The 19975-nt window shown below is 70.8% G+C and carries 5 protein-coding genes and 4 pseudogenes; 3 read left to right on the top strand and 6 right to left on the bottom strand.

Annotated elements, in window-relative coordinates; translation table 11 throughout:
- The coding region (locus G3N61_RS31720) for an amino acid adenylation domain-containing protein (protein WP_241017993.1) at positions 1–4049 on the bottom strand (4049 nt) is incomplete at its 3' end.
- A gap of 9 nt (positions 4050–4058) precedes the next feature.
- On the bottom strand, positions 4059–13715 hold the full coding sequence (locus G3N61_RS31715) for a non-ribosomal peptide synthetase (RefSeq protein ID WP_205824378.1): 9657 nt from the start codon (positions 13713–13715) through the stop codon (positions 4059–4061).
- A 252-nt stretch (positions 13716–13967) separates the two neighbouring features.
- Between G3N61_RS31715 and G3N61_RS31710 the strand changes: the two genes are divergently transcribed.
- On the top strand, positions 13968–15713 hold the full coding sequence (locus G3N61_RS31710) for a cyclic peptide export ABC transporter (RefSeq protein ID WP_205824377.1): 1746 nt from the start codon (positions 13968–13970) through the stop codon (positions 15711–15713).
- A gap of 120 nt (positions 15714–15833) precedes the next feature.
- On the opposite strand, the pseudogene G3N61_RS40345 reads toward G3N61_RS31710, so the two are convergent.
- From G3N61_RS40345 to fhuF, 3 genes and pseudogenes are all read right to left on the bottom strand, one after another.
- Positions 15834–15947: pseudogene (locus G3N61_RS40345) on the bottom strand (N-acetyltransferase); the annotation flags it as partial.
- Positions 15948–16019: 72 nt separating this feature from the next.
- Positions 16020–17057, bottom strand: a complete 1038-nt coding sequence (locus tag G3N61_RS31705) for an iron-siderophore ABC transporter substrate-binding protein (protein WP_205824376.1) — start codon at positions 17055–17057, stop codon at positions 16020–16022.
- Positions 17054–17719: pseudogene (gene fhuF / locus G3N61_RS31700) on the bottom strand (siderophore-iron reductase FhuF); the annotation flags it as partial. The gene G3N61_RS31705 and the pseudogene fhuF, both read right to left, overlap by 4 nt.
- Here fhuF and G3N61_RS31695 point away from each other — a divergent pair.
- Entirely contained in the window at positions 17691–18836 is a 1146-nt protein-coding gene (locus G3N61_RS31695) for a phage tail protein (RefSeq protein ID WP_241017992.1), read from the top strand. The pseudogene fhuF and the gene G3N61_RS31695 overlap by 29 nt on opposite strands.
- A 106-nt stretch (positions 18837–18942) precedes the next feature.
- Here G3N61_RS31695 and G3N61_RS31690 read toward each other — a convergent pair.
- Positions 18943–19854, bottom strand: a pseudogene (locus G3N61_RS31690) (glycosyltransferase); the annotation flags it as partial.
- On the opposite strand from G3N61_RS31690, the pseudogene G3N61_RS31685 reads away from it, so the two are divergent.
- Positions 19850–19975, top strand: a pseudogene (locus tag G3N61_RS31685) (hypothetical protein); the annotation flags it as partial. The pseudogenes G3N61_RS31690 and G3N61_RS31685 overlap by 5 nt on opposite strands.

The following is a 19975-nucleotide window of genomic DNA, read 5'->3' as shown; positions in this document are numbered from 1 at the left end:
CGACGATGTCGTTCAGCGGGCGCAGGCCGGCTTGCGACAGCGCCCACAGCGTGGCCGAACGCGTGCCGCTGCGGCAGCACGCGCGCCGGCAGATCGGCGAGCGCATCGCGCCAGTAGGTGACGCGGGATGGATGGCACGGCGCGGGCAGCACAAGTGGTACGGCCAGTCGGACGGCCGCTTCGGCTGGCACGGCGGCGCCCTTTACACGGGCGACATAGCGCGCACGAACCGCATCGAGCCACAGCTCGATCGATTCGCCATCCGACACGATGTGATGAATCGTCACCGACAACACGTGATCGTCTACGCCGAGCCGCAGTACCCGCGCGCGCCACAGCGGCGCATCGGCTGCGAGGTCGAATGGCGTGAGCGCATCCTCGTCGGTCAACGCCGCGGCGCGAGCCAGCACATCGGTTCGCGCCGACAGGTCGATCACCGGCAGTTCGACAGCCACGTCTGCGTCGATCCGCTGGCCCGGCAGCGCGCCGTCACGCGCAACGAGCCGCGCGCGCAGCGCGGGATGCACGGCCGCGACATCCGAGAAGGCGGCACGCAGCGCATCGACGTCGAGCGGGCCGCGCACACGCAGCGCGACCGGAATGTTGTATGCGGCGCTGTCCGGCTGCGCACGCCACAGGAACCACAGGCCGAGCTGCGCCGGCGACAGCGGCCACACGCCGTGTGCGTCCGGTTTGGCTACCGCGACACCCGGCGCCGCAGCACCGGCATGCGCGGCGCGCGGCGCATCGGCCACCTGCAACGCGTACTGCGCGAGCACCGGCGCCTCGAACAGCGCGCGCACCGGTACGTCGCGGCCGAGCCGCTCGGCCACGCGCGTCGCGACGCGCACGGCGGCGAGCGAATGGCCGCCGAGATCGAAAAAGTGGTCGCCACGGCCCACGCGCTCGAGATTCAGCACGCCGCACCAGATCGCCGCGAGCGCGGCTTCGTCGCCGTCGTGCGGCGCTTCGTACGCGCGTTCGACACGCACGGGCGCCGGCAGCCGGGCGCGGTCGACCTTGCTGTTCGCGTTGCGCGGCAGCGCGTCGAGCACGATCAGCTGCGCCGGCACCATGTAGTCGGGCAGCGTCCGGCGCAGGTGCGCGTCGAGCGTCGCGGCTTCGACCGGCTGCGCGGCCGCCCGTGCGTCGGCGGTCAGTTCGACATACGCGACGAGCTGCGCGAGTGCGCCCTGCCCGTGCACGACCGCGCACGCTTCGCGCACCGCGTCGTGCGCGGCAAGCTGCGCCTCGATCTCGCCGAGTTCGATGCGCAGCCCGCGCAGCTTCACCTGATGATCGACGCGGCCGATGAAGTCGAACACGCCATCCGCGCGACGCCGTACGAGATCGCCCGTGCGGTACAGCCGCGCGCCCGGCGCGCCGTACGGATCGGGCACGAAGCGCTCGGCCGTCAGCGCCGGGCGGTCGAGATAGCCGCGCGCGACGCCGATCCCCTCGCCGCCCAGGTACAGTTCGCCGATCACGCCCACCGGCAGCGGATGCAGCCGCTCGTCGAGCACATGCGCGGTGCGTGCGCCGACCAGCGTGCCGATCGGCAGGTACGCGGCGTCGCCGAGCTTCGCGAGATCGTCGCCGGGCCGGAACATCCACAGCGTCGGCGTGATGACCGTCTCGGTCGGGCCGTAGCCGTTGACCACGCGCACGTTCGGCAGCGCGCGGCGCAGCATCGCGAACGCCTCGCGCGACGTCGCCTCGCCGCCGACCGTCAGCGAACGCAGCGTCGGCGGCGCACCATGCGCGAGCGCCCATTCCGCGAGCTGTGCGGCGCAGCCGGGCGGCACATAGGTCATCGTCACGCCGTCGCGGACCATCATCGCGCAGGTCTGCGCGGGCGGCCACAGCACGTCGGCCGTCACCGACACGGCGGCACCCGACATGTATTGCGAAAACCAGCCTTCGTGCGCGCCGTCGAAATTAACCGACTGGAACAGCAGGAACACGTCCTGCTCGCCCGCGCCGTAGCGCTCTGCGATCGCCGCGCAATGCAGCGCGAACGACGCATGGTCGACGATCACGCCCTTCGGCTTGCCGGTCGAACCCGACGTGTAGATCGCATAGGCCGCATGGCCCGGCAGCACGTCCGGCAGTACGACGTGCGCGGCTGCGTCGAGTCCATCGACCTCATCGGCGCGCCACACGCGCAGATCCGGCAGCTCGGGCAGCGACGCGGCGCTCGCGCCGTCGGTCAGCACGTGTGCGATGGTTGCGTCGCCGACGATCTGCGCGAGGCGTTCGCGCGGATGCGCCGGATCGAGCGGCACGAACGCGGCGCCCGACTTCAGCACCGCGATCAGCGCGACGAGCAGGTCGACCGAGCGCTGCAGCGCCACGCCGATGCGCATTTCCGGGCGGACGCCGGCCGCCACCAGGTGACGTGCGAGGCGCGCGGCGCGCGCGTCGACTTCACCGCGCGTCAGCGCGCGACCGATATCGGCCACGCCGCGTGCGTCCGGTCGTGCTTGCGCATGCGCGGCGATGCGGGCATGCACGGGCACGAACGGTTCGGCGTCGGTCGCGCCTGCGGGTGCGTTCCACGCGAAGAGTTGCGCACGCTCGTCGGCGGGCAGCCAGTCGAGATCGCCGACCGGCATGTCGGGGCGCGCAAGCGCATCGGCCAGCAGCGTAACGAAACGCGCGGCCAGCCGGGCGATCGCGTCCGCATCGAACAGGTCGAGCGCGTAGATGAATGCGGCGTCGAACGTGCCTTCAGGCGTTGCTTCGACGGACAGCGTCAGGTCGAATTTCGCGGACGGCGTGCCCGACGGCAGCAACGCGGCCGACGCCGTGCCGAGCGCAGGCAGCGCGCGCCGCTCGCCATACGCGGCCATCACCTGGAACAGCGGATGGTGGCTTGCGCTGCGCGGCACGCCGAGCGCGTCGACCACCTGCTCGAACGGCACGTCCTGATGCATCTGCGCGTCGACGAGCGCACGCTGCGTGCGGGCTACCAGCGACGAGAAATCACCATGCGCGGGCACGTCGACATCGATCGCCAGCGTGTTGACGAAGAAACCGATCAGGTCGGCGACTTCCGCGCGTTCGCGGTTCGCGGCCGGCACGCCGACGCAGATCCGCGCGTCGCCGGTTGCGCGCGCCAGCAGCGCATCGAGTGCGGCGAGCAACACCGCGAACGGCGTGGCGCCCGATGCGGCCGCGAATGCGCGCAGTTGCGCACCGATGCGCGCGTTCAGCGAAAACACATGGCGTGCGCCGCGCGCACTGCGGCGGGCGGGTCGTGCGGTCGCGCCCGGCAGCGTCAGCACGCCGCGTTGCGGATCGAGCCGTTCGCGCCAGAACGCGAGCTGGCGGTCGCGTTCGCCGGCGTCGAGCCAGCGGCGCTGCCACAGCGCGTAGTCGGCGTACTGGATCGGCAGCGGCGCGAGCGGCACCGGCCGGTCGGACGCATACGCGCGATAGAACGCCGCGAGTTCCTCGAGCATCACGCCCGACGACCAGCCGTCCGACACGATGTGATGCACGGTCAGCGCAAGCCAGTGATGGGTCGCGTCGAAGCGCACCAAGTGGGCACGAACGAGCGGCGCCGCGCCGAGATCGAACGGCTCGGCTTCATCGGCCGTCGCGACGGCTTCCGCGCGCGCCGTGCGCTGCGCGTCCGGCAGCGCTTCGAGACCGGTTTCGCGCCACGGGCAGCGCAACGGCGCGTGGATCGTTTGCGCGACGCCGTCCTGCGCTTCGTCGAAGGTCGTGCGCAGCGCTTCGTGGCGCGCGATCAGCGCATCGCACGCAAGGCGCAGCGCATGCGCGTCGAGCGGACCCGTCAGCGCCAGGCGCTCGGTGATGTGATACGCGTCGGGCGCATCGATCAGCCGCGCATGCAGCCACAGCCGTGTCTGTGCGAACGACGCCGGCACCCGGTCGCTGCGCGGCGTGCGCGGCGGGATCGGCAGCACGCGAAAATCGATACCGGCCGCGCCGAGCTTGTCGATGAAGACCGCGCGCTGCGCGTCCGGCAGTTGCGCGAAACGCGTCGCGAGCGCGAGCCAGTCGGGTTGAACCTTCGTCATCCGTCGTCCTTATTGGGTTTCCAGTTCGCCGAGCAGCGCGTCGATCGCGCTCGCCGCATCGGTCGCGCCGCGCACCGCGCAGGCCGCGTCGATCGCCTCCGCGCAGCGCGCCAGCGTGCGCGTGTCGAACAGCGTGCGCAGCGGCAGCGCGAGCCCCCAGTGCAGGTTTGCCTGCGCATGGGCCTGCGTCGCGAGCAGCGAATGGCCGCCGAGCAGGAAGAAGTCGCCGTCGCGACCGATCGCGTCCACGTGCAGCACGCGTTGCCAGATCTCGGCGAGCGCGCGTTCCGTGTCGGTCGCGAGTTCGACTTCGGCTGCCGTTTCGCGTACCGGTGCGGGCAGCGCATGGCGATCGCACTTGCCATTCGGCGTGACGGGCAATGCATCGAGTTCGATCAGTTGCGACGGCACCATGTAGGCCGGCAATTGCGCGCGCAGCGCGTCGAGCAGCGCCGCACGGTCGAGCGGTCCCGCGTCGCCGCGTGCGACATAGCCGATCAGTTGCGCGTCGCGCACGATCACGACCGCATCGTTCACGCCGGGCGCCGCGCGCAGCAGCGCCTCGATTTCGCCAGGTTCGATCCGCTGGCCGCGCAACTTCACCTGCGTGTCGACGCGGCCGAGGTAGTCGAGCGCGCCGTCGGCGCGCCGGCGCGCGAGGTCGCCGGTGCGGTACATGCGCGCGCCCGGCACGAACGGATCGGGTACGAAGCGCTCGGCGGTCAGCGCCGGACGGCCGAGATAGCCGCGCGCGAGGCCCGCGCCGGCGAGATACAGTTCGCCGGTCGCACCGGCCGGCACCGGCTGCCATGCGGCATCGAGCACGTGCAGTTGCAGGTTCGCGATCGGATGGCCGATCGGCACCGCGACCGCATTTGCGTCGTCGGGGCCGCAGGTCCAGTGCGACACGTCGATCGCGGCCTCGGTCGGCCCGTACAGGTTCACGAGCGTCGCGTTCGGCAGCAGCCGCGCCATTTTCGCGACGAGCTCGGGTGCGAGCGCCTCGCCGCTCGCGACGATCAGGCGCACGCTGTCGCACTGCGCGGCGGCTGAAAAGTCGTCGAGATACGCGGCGAACGCGGCGAGCATCGACGGCACGAAGTGCAGCACCGTCACGCCGTGTGCATGGATCGCCGCGGCCAGACGCGCCGGATCGCGATGGTCGCCGGGCGCGGCGATCGCGAGCTTCGCGCCGATCGCCAGCGGCCACACGAATTCCCACACGGAGACGTCGAAACCGAACGGCGTCTTGTGCAGCACGACGTCGTCGCGTGTCAGCCGGTAGGCGTGCTGCATCCACGCGATCCGGTTCGCGAGCGCGCCGTGCGTGTTGCCGGCCCCCTTCGGCTTGCCGGTCGAGCCGGACGTGTAGATCAGGTACGCGAGTTGGGCATCGTCGATCGTGGCAGGCGCGCTGGCAGCGTCGCTTCCGCTTTCATCGGCGAGCAGATCCGCGACCGTCAGCAGTTGCGTCGTTGCACCGTCGCCGAGCGCAGCTTCGACTGGTTCACGCAGATGCGCCTGAGTCATCGCGACGGCCGGCCGCGCGTCGCGCAGCAGGTAGGCGATGCGCTCGGCCGGATAGTCGGGATCGACCGGCAGGTAGGCCGCGCCTGCCTTCAGGACGCCGACCAGCGCCATCACCATGTCGAACGAACGCTCGACACACAGCGCGACCGGCGTGTCGGGCTGCACGCCGCGCCGGCGTAGCGCGGCCGCGATCCGCGACGTGCTGACGTCGAGTTCGCGATAGGTTGCGCGATGCACGCCGCCGTGAATGTCCGCGTATTCGAGCGCGATTGCGTCGGGCGTCGCCCGCGCCGCATTGGTGAATTGAAGGTGCAGCGGCTGCTGTTGCGATGCCGGCCACTCGCGCGCGGTGTCTTGCGCCAGCGCCAGTGCATCGCGGGTTGCGTCGTCTGCGATCGACAGCGCGCCGAGCAGCGCGTCCGGCGCGCGGGCCAGCGCATCGAGCGCACACGCGAATGCACGGTGCCAGGTTTCAACCTGCCGCGCGTCGACGCGCGCGGTGTCGTAGCCGTAGTCGATCGTCAGCTCGGCGCCGCTCTCGATCACGAGCGTCAGCGCGAAGTCAGTCGCTTCGATGCTGCGCACGCCGCTCAACGCGAGCGCGCGCGGATCCGCGTCGCGCGCCGTATCGTCGACCGGGTAGTTCTCGAACACGACCAGCGTGTCGAACAACGCACCACCCGCACCCCGCGCCCAGCGCTGGATGTCGGTAAGCGGCGTGTGCGCGTGCTCGGCGGCGGCCGCGTTGTCGCGTTGCAGCGTTTGCAGCCAGTCGGCCGCACGCTGCTGCGGCGCCGGTGCGGTGATCACCGGCAGCGTGTTGATGAAGAGACCGAGCACCGAGTCGACGTCCGCCAGCGCGTCGGGCCGTCCCGCGACGGTCGCGCCGAACGCGACGGCCGGCTGGTGCGTCATCCGCTGCAGCGCGAGTGCCCAGGCGCCCTGCACCAGCGTGTTGACGGTCAGCTTCAGTGCCCGTGCGGTCTGCGCGACACGCGTCATCGCGTCGGCGTCGAGCGTCGCGCGCCACGTGACCATCTCGGCATCCGCCCGGTCGGCCGTGCGTTCCGCGATCAGCGTCGGTGCGTCGAGCCGTGCAAGGCGCGCCGTCCAGAAGCGTTCGTCGGCTTCGCGGTCGCGCGTGCCGAGCCATGCGATGAAGTCGCGATAGCGCAGTGCCGGGCGGCTCGCGAACGGCGACACGGCATCCGGGTCGCGATAGTCGCGCAGCACGTCCGCGAGCAGGCGCGCGGTGCTCCAGCCGTCGAGCAGCACGTGGTGGCGCGTCCATACGACACGCCATGCGTCGTCGGTCACGCGGATCAGCGTGAGCCGCATCAGCGGCGGTTCGCGCCAGTCGAAACCGCGTGCGCGGTCGGCCGCGAGCCATGCGTCGAAGTCGGCGTCGAGCGTGTCGCCGCGCGTGCGCCAGTCGATCTGTTCGACCGGCATTGGCGCATGGCGATGCACGCACTGCAGCGGCGCGGCTTCGTCCGGCATCACGCTCGTGCGCAGGATGTCGTGGCGCGCGATCGACGCTTCGAATGCGGCCGCGAGACGGTCGGCATCGAGCATGGCCGCGGTCGCGACGAGCTGGTTCACGTAGCTCGCATGACCGGGCGCGAACAGCGCATGGAACAGGATGCCCTGCTGCATCGGCGACAGCGGATACACGTCGTCGATCGTGCGCCAGTCGAGCGGCGCGCGTTCGATCGCGGCCTGCGTGAGACCGGCGGCCTGCGCGAGCGGGAAATCGCCCGGCGTCGCGCCACCGCCGCGATGCGCCACGCGCGATGCACACGCGTCGACGAGTTCGCGCAGCGCCGCCGCGAAGCGTTCGGCGAATGCGTCGATCGTCGCGCGCTCGAATTGCGGTGCGCCGTAGACCCAGTGCACTTTCAGCGTGCGTGCGCCGTCGCGATCCGTGTCGAGGTAGGCGTGGATCGCGAGCGTATTGCCGAGCGGTCCCAACGGATCGCGTTCGACGCCGGTGCCGCCGAAGCGCGGCACGAGCGTCGCATCGCGCGGCGCGTCGAACTGGCCGAGATAGTTGAACGTGACGCGCGGGCGCGGCACGGCGGCCAGCGCCGCGCGCGTCGCCGCATCGCCGTAGTGTGCGAGCACGCCGAAGCCGAGCCCCTTGTGCGGCACCGCGCGCAGCGTGTCCTTGACCGCGCAGAGCGCGTCGCGCGCGGTGGCCGCGACCGGCAGCGTCACCGGGTAATGGCTTGTCAGCCAGCCGATCGTGCGGCTGGCATCGGCATCGTCGAACAGCGCCTCGCGGCCATGCCCTTCCAGCTCGACCCGGCACGATGCGGCACCGCTCACGCCGGCCAGTGCCAGCGCGAGCGCCGCGCCCAGCAGTTCGATCGTCTGCGTGCGATAGGCGGCATGCGCATCGGTCAGCGCCGCGCGGGTCAGTGCCGCGTCGATCGTCTGCACGACGACGGCGGCATCGGCGTTCGTCGCCGTTGCGTCGGGATGATCGGGCACGACGTCGTTGCCCAGCGCCATGCCGGCCCAGTACGCGGCTTCGCCCGCAAACGGCGATGCCGGTTCCGTTGCCGCACGCGCGAGTCGCGACGCCCATGCATCCGCACGCAGGCCCGGCTGCGACAGCCGGATCGGCGCGCGCTCGCATGCCGCGCGGTACGCGGTGTCCAGGTCGTCGAGCAGGATGCGCCACGACACGCCGTCGACGATCGCATGGTGAATCGCGAGATAGAGCTGCGTCGATCCGTCCGGCAGGCGTGCCGCGCATGCGCAGGCAAGCGGCCCGCGGCCGAGGTCGAGACGGCGCTGCAACGCGTCGAAGCGCGCGAGCGCGTCGGTTTCGTCGCGGGCAGAGACTTCGACGAACGGCAGTGCGTCGTACGGCTTCGCGGCATCGCTGGCGTGCCACGTGCCGTCCGCGCCGCGCGCAAAGCGCTGGCGGAAAGCGTCGTGATGGGTCAGCAATGATTCGAAGGCGCGCGCGAATGCATCGGCGTCGAACGGGCCACGCACGTCGAACGCGACCGACTGGTTCCAGTGGCCTGGATGCGGGATATCGAGCGCGAAGAAGCGCTGCTGCGCGGGTGTCAGGACCTGCGCCGCCACGGGCGCGCTGGCAACGGCCGCGACCGCAGGCTGCGCGGCAGCCAAGTCCTCCGTCTTCGCGATGCGTGCGAGTTCGGCCACCGTCGGGCCGTCGAACAGTTGCTTCGGCGTGAAGCGCACGCCGCGCTTGCGCGCACGGGCGATCACCTGCAGCACGAGGATCGAATCGCCGCCGAGTTCGAAGAAGTTGTCGTCGCGGCCGACTTGCGGCGCCTTCAGCACGGCTTGCCAGACTTCCGCGAGTACCGTTTCGACCGGGCCCTGCGGCGCATTGCCGGCCGCGCTCGCGACCGGCGCGGCCGCCTGTTCACGCAACGCGGCGCGATCGATCTTGCCGTTCGCGGTCACCGGCAGGCGCGCGAGCGCAACGAACTGCGCGGGCACCATGTAGTCGGGCAGCTTCGCGGCAAGCGCTGCGCGCATGGCGGCCTCGTCGAAGTTCGCGCCGTCGCGCATCACGACGAACGTCGCGAGCCGCAGCCGGCCGTCGTGTTCGATCGCGAGCGTTTCTGCCTGCGCAACCGGGCCGGCCGCACGCACGGCCGCACTCACCTCGCCCGGTTCGACGCGGTAGCCGCGAATCTTCACCTGGTCGTCGATACGGCCGAGGAACGCAAGACGTCCATCCGCGCGCAACCGTACGCGGTCGCCCGTACGATACAGCCGCGCGCCGGGCGTGAACGGATCGGGTACGAAGCGCTCGGCGGTCTGCGCCGGGCGACCCAGATAGCCGCGCGCGACGCCCGGCCCGCCCAGATACAGCTCGCCCGTCGCACCGGCCGGCACGCACGCGCCGAACGCGTCGAGCACCAGCGCACGCGCATTCGGCAGCGGCAGACCGAGCGGCACGCCGCTCGCGGGATCGCGCGCATCGGCGGCAATCGACGCCGTGTCGCACGCGATCGCGCCGACCGTCGCTTCGGTCGGCCCGTAGTGGTTGATCACGCGGCAGGCGGGCGCAAGCGCGGCCAGGCGCGCGACGAGCGCCCACGTGAGCGTTTCGCCGCCTGTCACGAGCGCGTGGCGCGGCAGCACGTCGGCCGGCACACGGGCATCGAGCAGCGCCTGCAGGTGGCTCGGCACGATCTTCAGCACGCCGACGTCGCGACGGCGCATTTCCTCGGCGAACAGGTCCGGATCGAACGCGCACGCGGCCGGCAGCAGGTGCAGCGTGCGACCCGCGCACAGCGCGCCGAACAACGTCGTGTGGCCGAGATCGGCCGCGACGGTCGATACCATCGCGAACGACGCGTCGGGTGCGAACGCGAGTTCGTCGAGCATCCCCTGCACGTAGTCGGCCAGCGCGCCGTGCGACACGACGACGCCCTTCGGCGTGCCGGTCGAGCCCGACGTATAGATCAGGTACGCGCCCTGTTCCGGATGCGGTGCGATACGCACGCCGGCTGCGTGCGCAAGCGTAGCGTCCTGCGCGAGCGCGTCGACGTCGAGCGGCTGTGCATCGATACCGACCGGCCAGGCGGCCGACTCCGCGACGAGCGCCCAGCGCGCGCCGCAGTCGGCGGCTGCCGCGGCGAGTCGCGCGGCCGGCTGTGCCGGGTCAAGCAATACCGCGAGCGCACCGGCCTTCAGCGCACCGAGCAGGCCGACGACGAAGCGTGCCGAGCGTTCGATGCAGACGATGACGGCCGCTTCGGCAGCCACGCCGCGCTGGGTCAGCACGCGTGCGATGCGATTCGATGCGTCGTCGAGTTCGGCGAACGTCAGCGATGCCGACGCATCGGCGAGCGCGACGCGATGCGGATACGCGGCCGCCTGTCGCGCGAACGCGGCGACGATGTCCGCATGTTCGACGCGCAGCGCGCGGCCGTCACGCGGCTGGCGCGAAGCGGCCGACGCGTCGCACGGCAGTACAGCCGTCGTTTGGTGCGGGTCGCGCGCGGCCGCACCGACGAGCGCCGCATAGCTGTCGAGCCATGCGCGCGCGGTGTCCGCATCGATGCAGTCGGTCGCATAGGCCGCGACCAGCGCGATGCCGTTCGCATCGTCGGTGAAATCCACTGCGAAGTCGAAGCGCGCAGCGAGATCGGGGCCCGGCGTTGCAACGGCCGTCGCACCCGGCAGCACGCTGTCGTGCCGCGCGTCGAACTGCTGCGCGAATTTCACGCGCAGCCATTCGTCGCCGCGCTTGACCGGCGGTTTCACCGCATCGACGACGCGCTCGAACGGCACGTCCTGGTGCGCGACCGCGTCGAGCGCCGCCGTGCGCGCCGCATCGACGAGCACACGGAACGGCAGCGTCGGCGCCACGCGCACGCGCAGCGCGACCGTATTCAGAAACAGCCCGAGCAGCGCACGGGTTTCGGGGCGCTGACGATGCGCGACCGGCACCGCAACGACGATATCCGTCGTGCCGGTCAGGCGCGACAGCCACGCATCAAGCGCAGCCAGCAGCACCGTGAAGGTGGTTGCCTGTGCGTCGCGCGCAAGTTGCCGCACGTCGGCCGCGACCGCGTCGGGCAGCCGCACCGACACGCGTGCCCCCTGCAGCGTGCGTACCGCCCCCGGCTGACGATCGACCGGCAGCGCGAGCGGGCCCGGCACGTCGCGCAATGCGCCGCGCCAGTAGTCGAGCTGACGTTCGCCCTCGCCGCCGGCCAGCATGTCGCGTTGCCAGTCCGCATAGTCGGCGTACTGGATCGGCAGATCGGGCAACGACGGTTCGCGGCCTTCGGCATATGCGCGATAGGCAGCCGACAATTCGTCGAACGCACAGCGCGAGCTCCAGCCGTCGGTGATCGCGTGATGCGCGGTCAGCAGCAGGCGGTGACGGTCGTTGGCGAGTGCGACCAGCGTCGCGCGCAGCAGCGGGCCGCGCGCGAGGTCGAACGGTTCGGCCGCATCGCGCTCGGCGAGACGCGCGGCTTGTGCGTCACGTGCGGCGGGCGGCTGGTCGCGCAGGTCGATGTCGGCAATCGACACCGGCAGGTGCGCATGAATCCGCTGCATCACGACGCCGTCGTCGTTGTCGACGAGCGTCGTGCGCCACGCTTCGTGGCGTCCGATCACCTGATCGAGCGCGCGCTGCAGCGCGTCGCGGTCGAGCACGCCGTCGATCGTCCAGTGCGCGGCGATGTGATATGCGGCACTCGCGTCACGCGTTTGCGCGAGCACCCAGAAACGTTGTTGCGCGAGCGAGGCGGCACGGTCGACGTACGGTGCGACCGATACGGCCGCTTCTGCCGGCAAACGGCGAGCGGGAATAGCGGCCAGCGGCTCGCCGGTTTCTCGTTCCGAACGGTCGACCGCTTCAGCCAGTTCGAAGAGCGCCGGATCGGCGAACAGCGTATCGAGCCGCAGGTTCACGCGCGATGCGGCACGGATCGCCGCCTGCAACTGCATCGCGGCGAGCGAATCGGCGCCCAGCGCGAAGAAACGGTCATCGCGCGACGGCGTGACGTCGAGGCCGAGCAGCGTCTGCCAGAGGCCGGCGAGTTGCCGTTCGGTCGGCGTGCGCGGTGCGTCGCCGCTGCCTTGCGCGGTGTCGCGCGCGGCGGCAATCTTCTCGCGCAGCGCGGCCCGGTCGATCTTGCCGTTCAGCGTATACGGCAGCGCATCGCACCGCACGAACCGGTGCGGCTGCCATGCGGCCGGCAGTTGCTCGGCCACGTGTGCTTTCAGCGCCGCATCGTCGGCTGCCGCGCGCAGTGCGACGCACGCGATCAGCCGCGTCGGCCCGTTGCCGGTTTCGGCGACCACGGCCGCGTCGGCCACGGCCGGATGCGAACGCAGGCACGCGGCGATTTCAGCGGGCTCCACGCGCACGCCGCGCACCTGGACCTGGTCGTCGAGGCGGCCGAGATAGTCGAATGCGCCGTCGTCGCGCAGCCGTGCGAGGTCGCCCGTGCGGTACACGCGCGCACCGGGTTCACCATCGGCATCGGGAATGAAACGTTCGGCCGTCAGCGCCGGACGGCCGTGATAGCCGCGCGCGACGCAGACGCCGCCCAGCAGCAGTTCGCCCACGCCATCGGCCTCGCCGCCGTCGACGCGCGCGACGCGCGGGCCGATCACGCGGCCGATCGGCAACGACGCATACGCATCGTCGTCGGCCAGCGCGGGCGTCTCGCCCGGCTCGACGGGCCACAGCATCGGCGAGATCACGGCCTCGGTCGGCCCGTAGCCGTTGATCAGGCGTGCCGACGGGAACGTGCTGCGCACGAATTCGAACGCCTGTTGTGGCAACGCTTCACCACCGAACGCGAGCACGCGCAACGCCGGCGGCACGCCATCGCGCGCGGCCACCGCCGCGAATTCGCGCAGGTACGCGGGCGGGAACGCGGCCACGTTGACCGCTTCACTCACCATCAGCGCATGCGCGGCATCCGGCGCGAACGGCTGCGGCGGCGCCACGACGATGCTGGCACCGGTCGCGAGCGGCGCGAGCCAGCATTCGTGCGCGGCGTCGAAATTGACCGACGCGAAATGCAGCAGGCGGTCGCCGGGCTCGATCGGCAGCGCGGCCGCGAGCGCGTCGCAGTGTGCGGCCAGCGGCCCGTGTTCGACGACGACCGCCTTCGGCGTGCCGGTCGAACCCGACGTATAGATCATGTACGCGGCCGAACGCGGGTGGACGGACACTGCTTCGTCATCGGCGGCGATCGCGTGCCCGTCCGACGCTTCGACTGCCGCGTCAAACGCATGTTCGAACGGCTGGCCGAGCGCCGCACGGCCGGCCGCGTCGACGATTCCGTGCCGCAACTGCGCATCCTGGACGATCCAGTCGAGGCGCGCGGCCGGATGACGCGGATCGAGCGGCACGAACACACCGCCCGCCTTCAGCACAGCCAGCAGCGCGACGAACAGCTCGCCCGAACGCTCGACGCACACGCCCACCCGCACTTCCGCGCCGACGCCGGCCGCGCGCAGCTGCCGGGCCAGCCGCGACGCCCGCGCATCGAGCGCACCGCGCGACAGCCGCAAATCATTCTGGAAAGGGATCGCGATCGCGGGTGCGTCGGGCGCGATGCGCGCCAGTTCGCGGATTCGGTGATGCAGCGCAGTCGGGAAACTCGTCATGTGCGTGAAATCCTTCGGTCCGGCCGCTTCGGCCAAGTCTCGGGGCCGCTTGGGGCGGCTTCACTGATGTGACGAACGGCGCGGCCGATTTTTTACCGTTTTGTACGCAAAGCGCGTGCAAACGCTTTTTTTGAACACGCCGCTAAATATTTGCGCGGCCCGTTCGTCTATCAGGGAGGAAAGCCGGAACGGGGCCCCGCCTCGCTAGCCGCTTTCGCGTTTTCGCCTGCCCTCCCTTTACCGACGTTGCCGATGACAGCTGCCCACGAGCCTTCTCCCCCGCCGTCCCTCGACGCTTCCCCCGGCCGCCCCGCGGCGCGCCTGATCCTCGCGCTGTTGCGCGAAAGCCGCGCGTCACTCGTGCTGGCGCTCACCGCGTGCGTGCTGAACGGCGTCGCGAGCGTGCTGCTCGTCGCGACGCTGAACCGCGCGCTCTCGCAGCCGGGCGCCGCCGACGCGTCGCTCGCGTGGCGCTTCGCGCTGTGCGCGGTAATCGCGCTCGTCACGCGGATCGTGTCGGGCACGCTGTTCGCGCGCCTGTCACAGGACACGATGGCGCGGCTGCGCGTGCATCTCGCGCGGCGCGTCGGCGCGGCCGAGCTGCGCGACATCGAGCGGATCGGCGCGGCGCCCGTGCAGTCGGTGTTGACCGACGACGCGACCAACGTGTCGATGCTGTTCTTCGCGCTGCCGAACCTGGTCATGCACGGCTCGATCGTGTTCGGCTGCCTCGGCTATCTCGCGTGGCTGTCGTGGCCGGTGTGCCTGCTGGCGCTGGCCGCGATCGTCGCCGGCTCGCTCGGCTATCACACCGGCGACCGCCGCGCGATCGCATCGCTCGAAGCGGCCGGCCAGGCGCAGGACCGGCTGTTCGGCTATCTCGGCTCGCTGTTTTCCGGCGCGAAGGAGCTGAAGCTGCACGATGAGCGCGCCCGCCAGTTCGTCGACGGCCAGCTCGGCGCAGCGATCGGCGAAGTGCGCGACCACCGCCGCCGCGCGTTCAGCGCGTACGCGGTCGGCGTCGGCTGGATCATCTTCCTCTTCTATGCGTTCCTCGGCGTCGCGTCGTTCTGGCCGCAGCTCGGCGTGCATGCCGATCCGTCGGCGGCCGCCGGCTACGTCGTGGTGTTCCTGTTCATGCTCGTGCCGCTCGACGGGTTGCTGAACAACCTGCCGACCGTCAACGCGGCACGCGTGTCGCTCACGCGGATCGAAGGCGTGATGGCCGAATTCGGCGCGCTGCGCACGGTGCCGCCCGCGTCGGACGCTCCCGACGTGCCGCCGGCCGGCGCGGTCACGCTGCGCGGTGTCACGCATGCGTACTTCCACGAACGCGACGAACGGATGTTCAGCATCGGGCCGATCGACCTGACGATCCAGCCGGGCGAGCTGGTGTTCATCGTTGGCGGCAACGGCAGCGGCAAGACGACGCTCGCGAAGGTGCTGACGGGGCTCTACGAGCCCGAGGAAGGCACGATCGAGGTCGACGGCCGCACGATCGGCTGGCGCGAGCGCGCCGCGTACCGGCAGCGCTTCAGCGCAGTGTTCAACGATTTCCACCTGTTCGATGCGCTGCTCGGCATCGTCGATCCCGACGATCCGTCCCGCGCACAGGCCGACGCGCGCGCAAACGCGCTCGTCGCGAAGCTCGCGCTCGATCACAAGGTGAAGGTGGTCGACGGCGCGTTCTCGACCCGCGCGCTGTCGACCGGGCAGCGCAAGCGGCTCGCGCTCGTCGTCGCGTACCTGGAGGACCGGCCGTTCTACCTGTTCGACGAATGGGCGGCCGATCAGGATCCGTCGTTCAAGGCCGTGTTCTACGAGCAATTGCTGCCCGAGCTGCGTGCGCGCGGCAAGGCCGTGATCGTGATCACGCACGACGATCGCTACTTCGATCTCGCCGACCGCTTGCTGAAGCTCGACAACGGGCGCATCGTCAGCGACACGACGCCGGCGCGGTCACGCGCGCAGGATGGCGTCGATGCGCTGAGCGCGTAACACGTCAGTCGATGGAAAAAATCGCCGACGCGCCGCAATCGCGGTGCGTCGGCGATTTTCGTTTCAGGAAGCAATGCGTCTGGCGCGTAGCGCGATCGCGGAACGCCTCGGGCGATTCACCGCGAGTCCCGCGCGCATGCAGCGGCCGCCGCCGGCGAGCACGCCGCTCGAGCGCATCGCATCGAGCGCGACCGCCGGCCATGCTGCCAGGTCGAGCCGGATCGCCGCGTGGCGCGCGCTGGCCGACCGCAATGCCCTGCCCGTCGAAGTCGAAGTGGCGTCATCCACCGATCGACCACCGCGCACTCAACGCACGGCCGGCAGCTTCAGCATCGTATCGGTCATCACGTCGGCCAGCTTCAGCGCCGACATCGGCCCGCCGAACCCCCAGATATTGCGTTCGATGAGCGCGATCCGGTGTTCCCGCATCGCGGGCACGAAGCGCCACACCGGCGAATCGAGTTTCTCGGACAACGGCACGTCCATTCCCGATGCGGTCACGAACAGCACGGCCAGCTCCCGCTGCCTGAGCAGGTCGGCCGACGTCACGTACAGCGTGCCTTCCCGCGTCGGCTTCTTCGGCCACGGATCGAGCCCGAGCGCCCGCGCGAGGCCCGCCGACGTGCTGTTGCCCGTATAGGCCCAGTAGCGGTCGGGCAAACCCAGATCCTGCAGCAGCGCGATGCGCTCGCCCTTGCGTCCGGCGGCCGTGAGCCGCGCCGCATTGCGCGCGATGCCCGCATCGAGTTGCGCATCGACCGCCTGCGCACGTGCGTCGCGCCCCGTCACCGCACCGATCGTCCGGAAGATCTGCCGCATCCAGTCGAGCTGCGTGACCGGCACACCGCCGTCCGACACGTTCGGGCTGAACTGGAACAGGATCGTCGGCGCGATCCGGTCGAGCGCGTCGAAAATCGGCGCATGCCGGAAACCGACACCGATGATCAGGTCGGGCTTGACCGCCGCGATCGCTTCGAGGCCCGGCTCCTGGCGCGAACCGATGTCGGTCACGTTCGCGAGCCGCTCGCTTTGATAGCCGAGCCAGCCCGGATAGAACGCCGTATCGGCCATCCCGACCGGTACGAGGTCGAGCGCGATCACGCTTTCCGCGAACATGAAGTCGAGCGCGACCACGCGCTGCGGGCGCACCGGCATCGTCGCGCTCGCCTGCGACACGACGGGATTGCCGGCCAGCGACACGGCACCCGGCGCACGCACGCCCTGAGCACGATGGGCGTCGAGGGTTGCGGCAACGGCGCCGGACGACGCGGAAAACGCGCCGCAGCACGCGGCGCCGAGCGCTGCGAGTGCGCGGAGCGCGTGCCGGCGGCCGGCATCCGTCACCGGATCGCGTCCTGCTCGGCCAGCGCCGTGTCGTCCATCGTCAGTAGCAGCGGGCAGCTTCCACACAGTTGCGTTTCTCCAGGAATTTCATAGCGCAGGCAGCACACGCGGCGCGCGCGAAACGGCGTCGGCAGCAGCGCCGAGCGCGGCACGGCATCGCGCACGGGCACGCGCAGCGGATTCGGTTCGCCGTGCACGCAGCTCGAACCGAACAGCCAGTCCGCATCGCGGACGGGATCGGCAGCGCATGGCAGCGAACGATACGTATCGAGCAGATAGTCGAGCAGGTTGCCTGCGTTGCTCCACAGCACGCGCGGCGTGACGCGGCCCATCGCCGCGAGCAGGTCGATCACCGCGCCGAGATGCGCGACGAGCCCCGCGTAGCGTGGCGCCGGCTCGTCGCACGATTCGCCGAGTGCATCGTGCGTGAAGTACAGCGCCGCGGGCATCCCGTCGTCGAGCGCGACGAACGTGCGCTCGGGTGTCATGTCGAGCGGCCGGCCGAGCGTCAGCGCGGCGACGACGCCGGCCGGCGCCGCGCGGCCGAAATAGTATTTGCTCCATTGCGACATCAGCGCGCGCGCATGCTGCGCCGGATCGCCGCCGTAATGGCGGACCATCGCGTCGAGCACGATGTCGCGGTGTGCGGGCAACGCGCTGACCGAAGCGCTCGCGCAGCGTCACGCGGATGCCGAAGCCGCGTCGCAGCGCCACGCGGCAGCGATCGCCGAAGCCGAGGCCGCCGCGCAACGTCATCACGCGGCAGCAACCGACGCCGATGCGGCCGCGCAGCGCCATGCGACCGCGACCGTCGAAGCCGAGGCCGCTGCGAAGCGTCACGCGGAAGCGACCGCCGAAGCCGAAACGGCCACGCAGCGTCACGCGGCTGCGATCGCCGAAGCCGAAACCGCCGCGCAGCGCCACACGGCTGCCATCGCCGAAGCCGAAGCGCTCGCGCAGCAGCACACGCAGGCGATCGCGGAAACGCAGGCCGCCGCGCAGCGTCATGCCGACGCGACCGCCGAGGCCGAAGCCGTCACGCAGCGCCATACCGAAGCGATCGCGCAGGCCGAGGCCGCCGCGCAACGCCACGCCGACGCCACCGCGCAAGCCGAGGCGCTCACGCAGCGCCACACCGAAGCGATCGCACAAGCCGAAGCGGCTGCGCAGCACCACGCGAAGGCCATCGCCGACGCCGAGGCGCTGGTCGAGGCCGTCGTCAAGGAAGCCGCAACGAACGCCGTCGCCGCCACCGCCGTTGCCGCGGAAGTCGTCGAACCTGCGCCGGCCGGCACGCCGGCGGCGGAGCCGGCCGTGATCGCGCCCGCGCCGGCTGCCGTCGAGACGGTCGAAGCAGCGACCGACGCCGAAACGGCCATCGCCGCGACGGCGCAAGCCGAAACGCCGGTTGAAGCCGAACCCATCGCCGACGCGCTGGTCCCGGCCCCGGCCGACAAATCGACGCTGCACGTGTCGCGTCCGACGCAGAACGAACTCACGCTGACCATCAACGGCGAATCGATCACGCTGCATCCGGAGCAACTGAGCCAGCTGATCGAGGAACTCGCGCATGCACGTGCGTCGATGCAGCCGGAGCCGCCGCCCGGCATCCCGGCCGGCTGGCGCTTCGTGACGACGAAGAACCCGATGATGGCCGTGCAGAAGCAGACGAACGGCGACCGCCTGCTGGTGGCCCGCCACACGGGCTACGGCTGGGTGCCGTTCACGTTCTCGCCGGACGTCGTGGTGCAGATGTACATGATGCTGACCCAGCGCTAAGCACCGGCAAGCCGTCCCGCCGAAAACGAAACAGCCCGACCGGTTCGCACCGATCGGGCTGTCTGTTTTCTTCCGGCTACCGGGAGGAGCGCCTCCCGGCAAACGCTCAGCGATCCACCGGCGCCTGCACGCGCGCCTTCCACTGGCCGCCCTTGCCGCGCCAGTAACGCCACGCGGACGCGAACGTCGCGCCGACGTAGAACAGCGCGACGAGCGGCAGCGCCGGCGCCCACAGCGGCGAGCGCCGGTAGTAGCGCAGCATCGGCGCATACGCGGCGCACATCGACGCCCACGCGAGCCACGCCGGCCATGCGCGCGCGCCGTACGCGAGCGCCGCGGCGGGCGGCACGAGATAGATGATCGTCATCCCGAGCAGCGTGCCGGCCAGCAGCAGCGGCGAATAGTGCAGCTGCGTGAACGCGGTGCGCGCGATCATGTTCCAGATGTCGCGCCAGCTGTCGTACGGGCGCAACGACACACTGCGGTCGGCCAGGTCGAGCCGGATCGGATGGCGGCCTTCGCCGCGATGCTTGATCTGCGCGGCAAGGCTGCAGTCGTCGATCAGCGCGCCGCGGATCGACTCGATGCCGCCCGCTTCCTCGAGCGCCGTGCGCTTGACGAGCATGCAGCCGCCCGCGGCGCCGGCTGTCCGGTTGCGCGGGTTGTTGATCCACGAGAACGGGTAGAGCTTCGCGAAGAAGAACACGAACGCCGGGATCAGCGCCTTTTCCCAGAACGAATCGCAGCGCAGCCGCACCATCAGCGACACGAGATCGCGGTTCTCGGCCTGCGCGCGCGTGACGAGTTGCGCGACGGCGTCGGGCGGATGGCCGATGTCGGCATCCGTCAGCAGCAGGTAGTCGGCCGGCAGGCCGAGCGTCTGCACCGCCGCGATCCCCTGCGACTGCGCCCACACCTTGCCCGACCAGCCGGCCGGCAGCGGCTTGGCGGTCAGCACCGTCAGCCGGTCGGCGCGGTTGATCGCGAGCGCGGCCGCGCGGGCCGCGTCAGCGGTGCCGTACTGCCTGCGTGTATCGGAAGAGACCAAGATCTACGAGAAGCTGATCCGCAACTCGTCGCTGGCCGAGGCCGTGTGCGCGCCGGGCACGCTGAAGATGATGTCGCAGTTCTCGGTGCTG

This window comes from Burkholderia sp. Ac-20349, from assembly GCF_017104865.1.
Taxonomy (GTDB): Bacteria; Pseudomonadota; Gammaproteobacteria; order Burkholderiales; family Burkholderiaceae; genus Burkholderia; species Burkholderia aenigmatica.
Note: the sequence above shows the minus strand (reverse complement) of the source record. Positions and strands in the feature narration are given on the sequence as shown.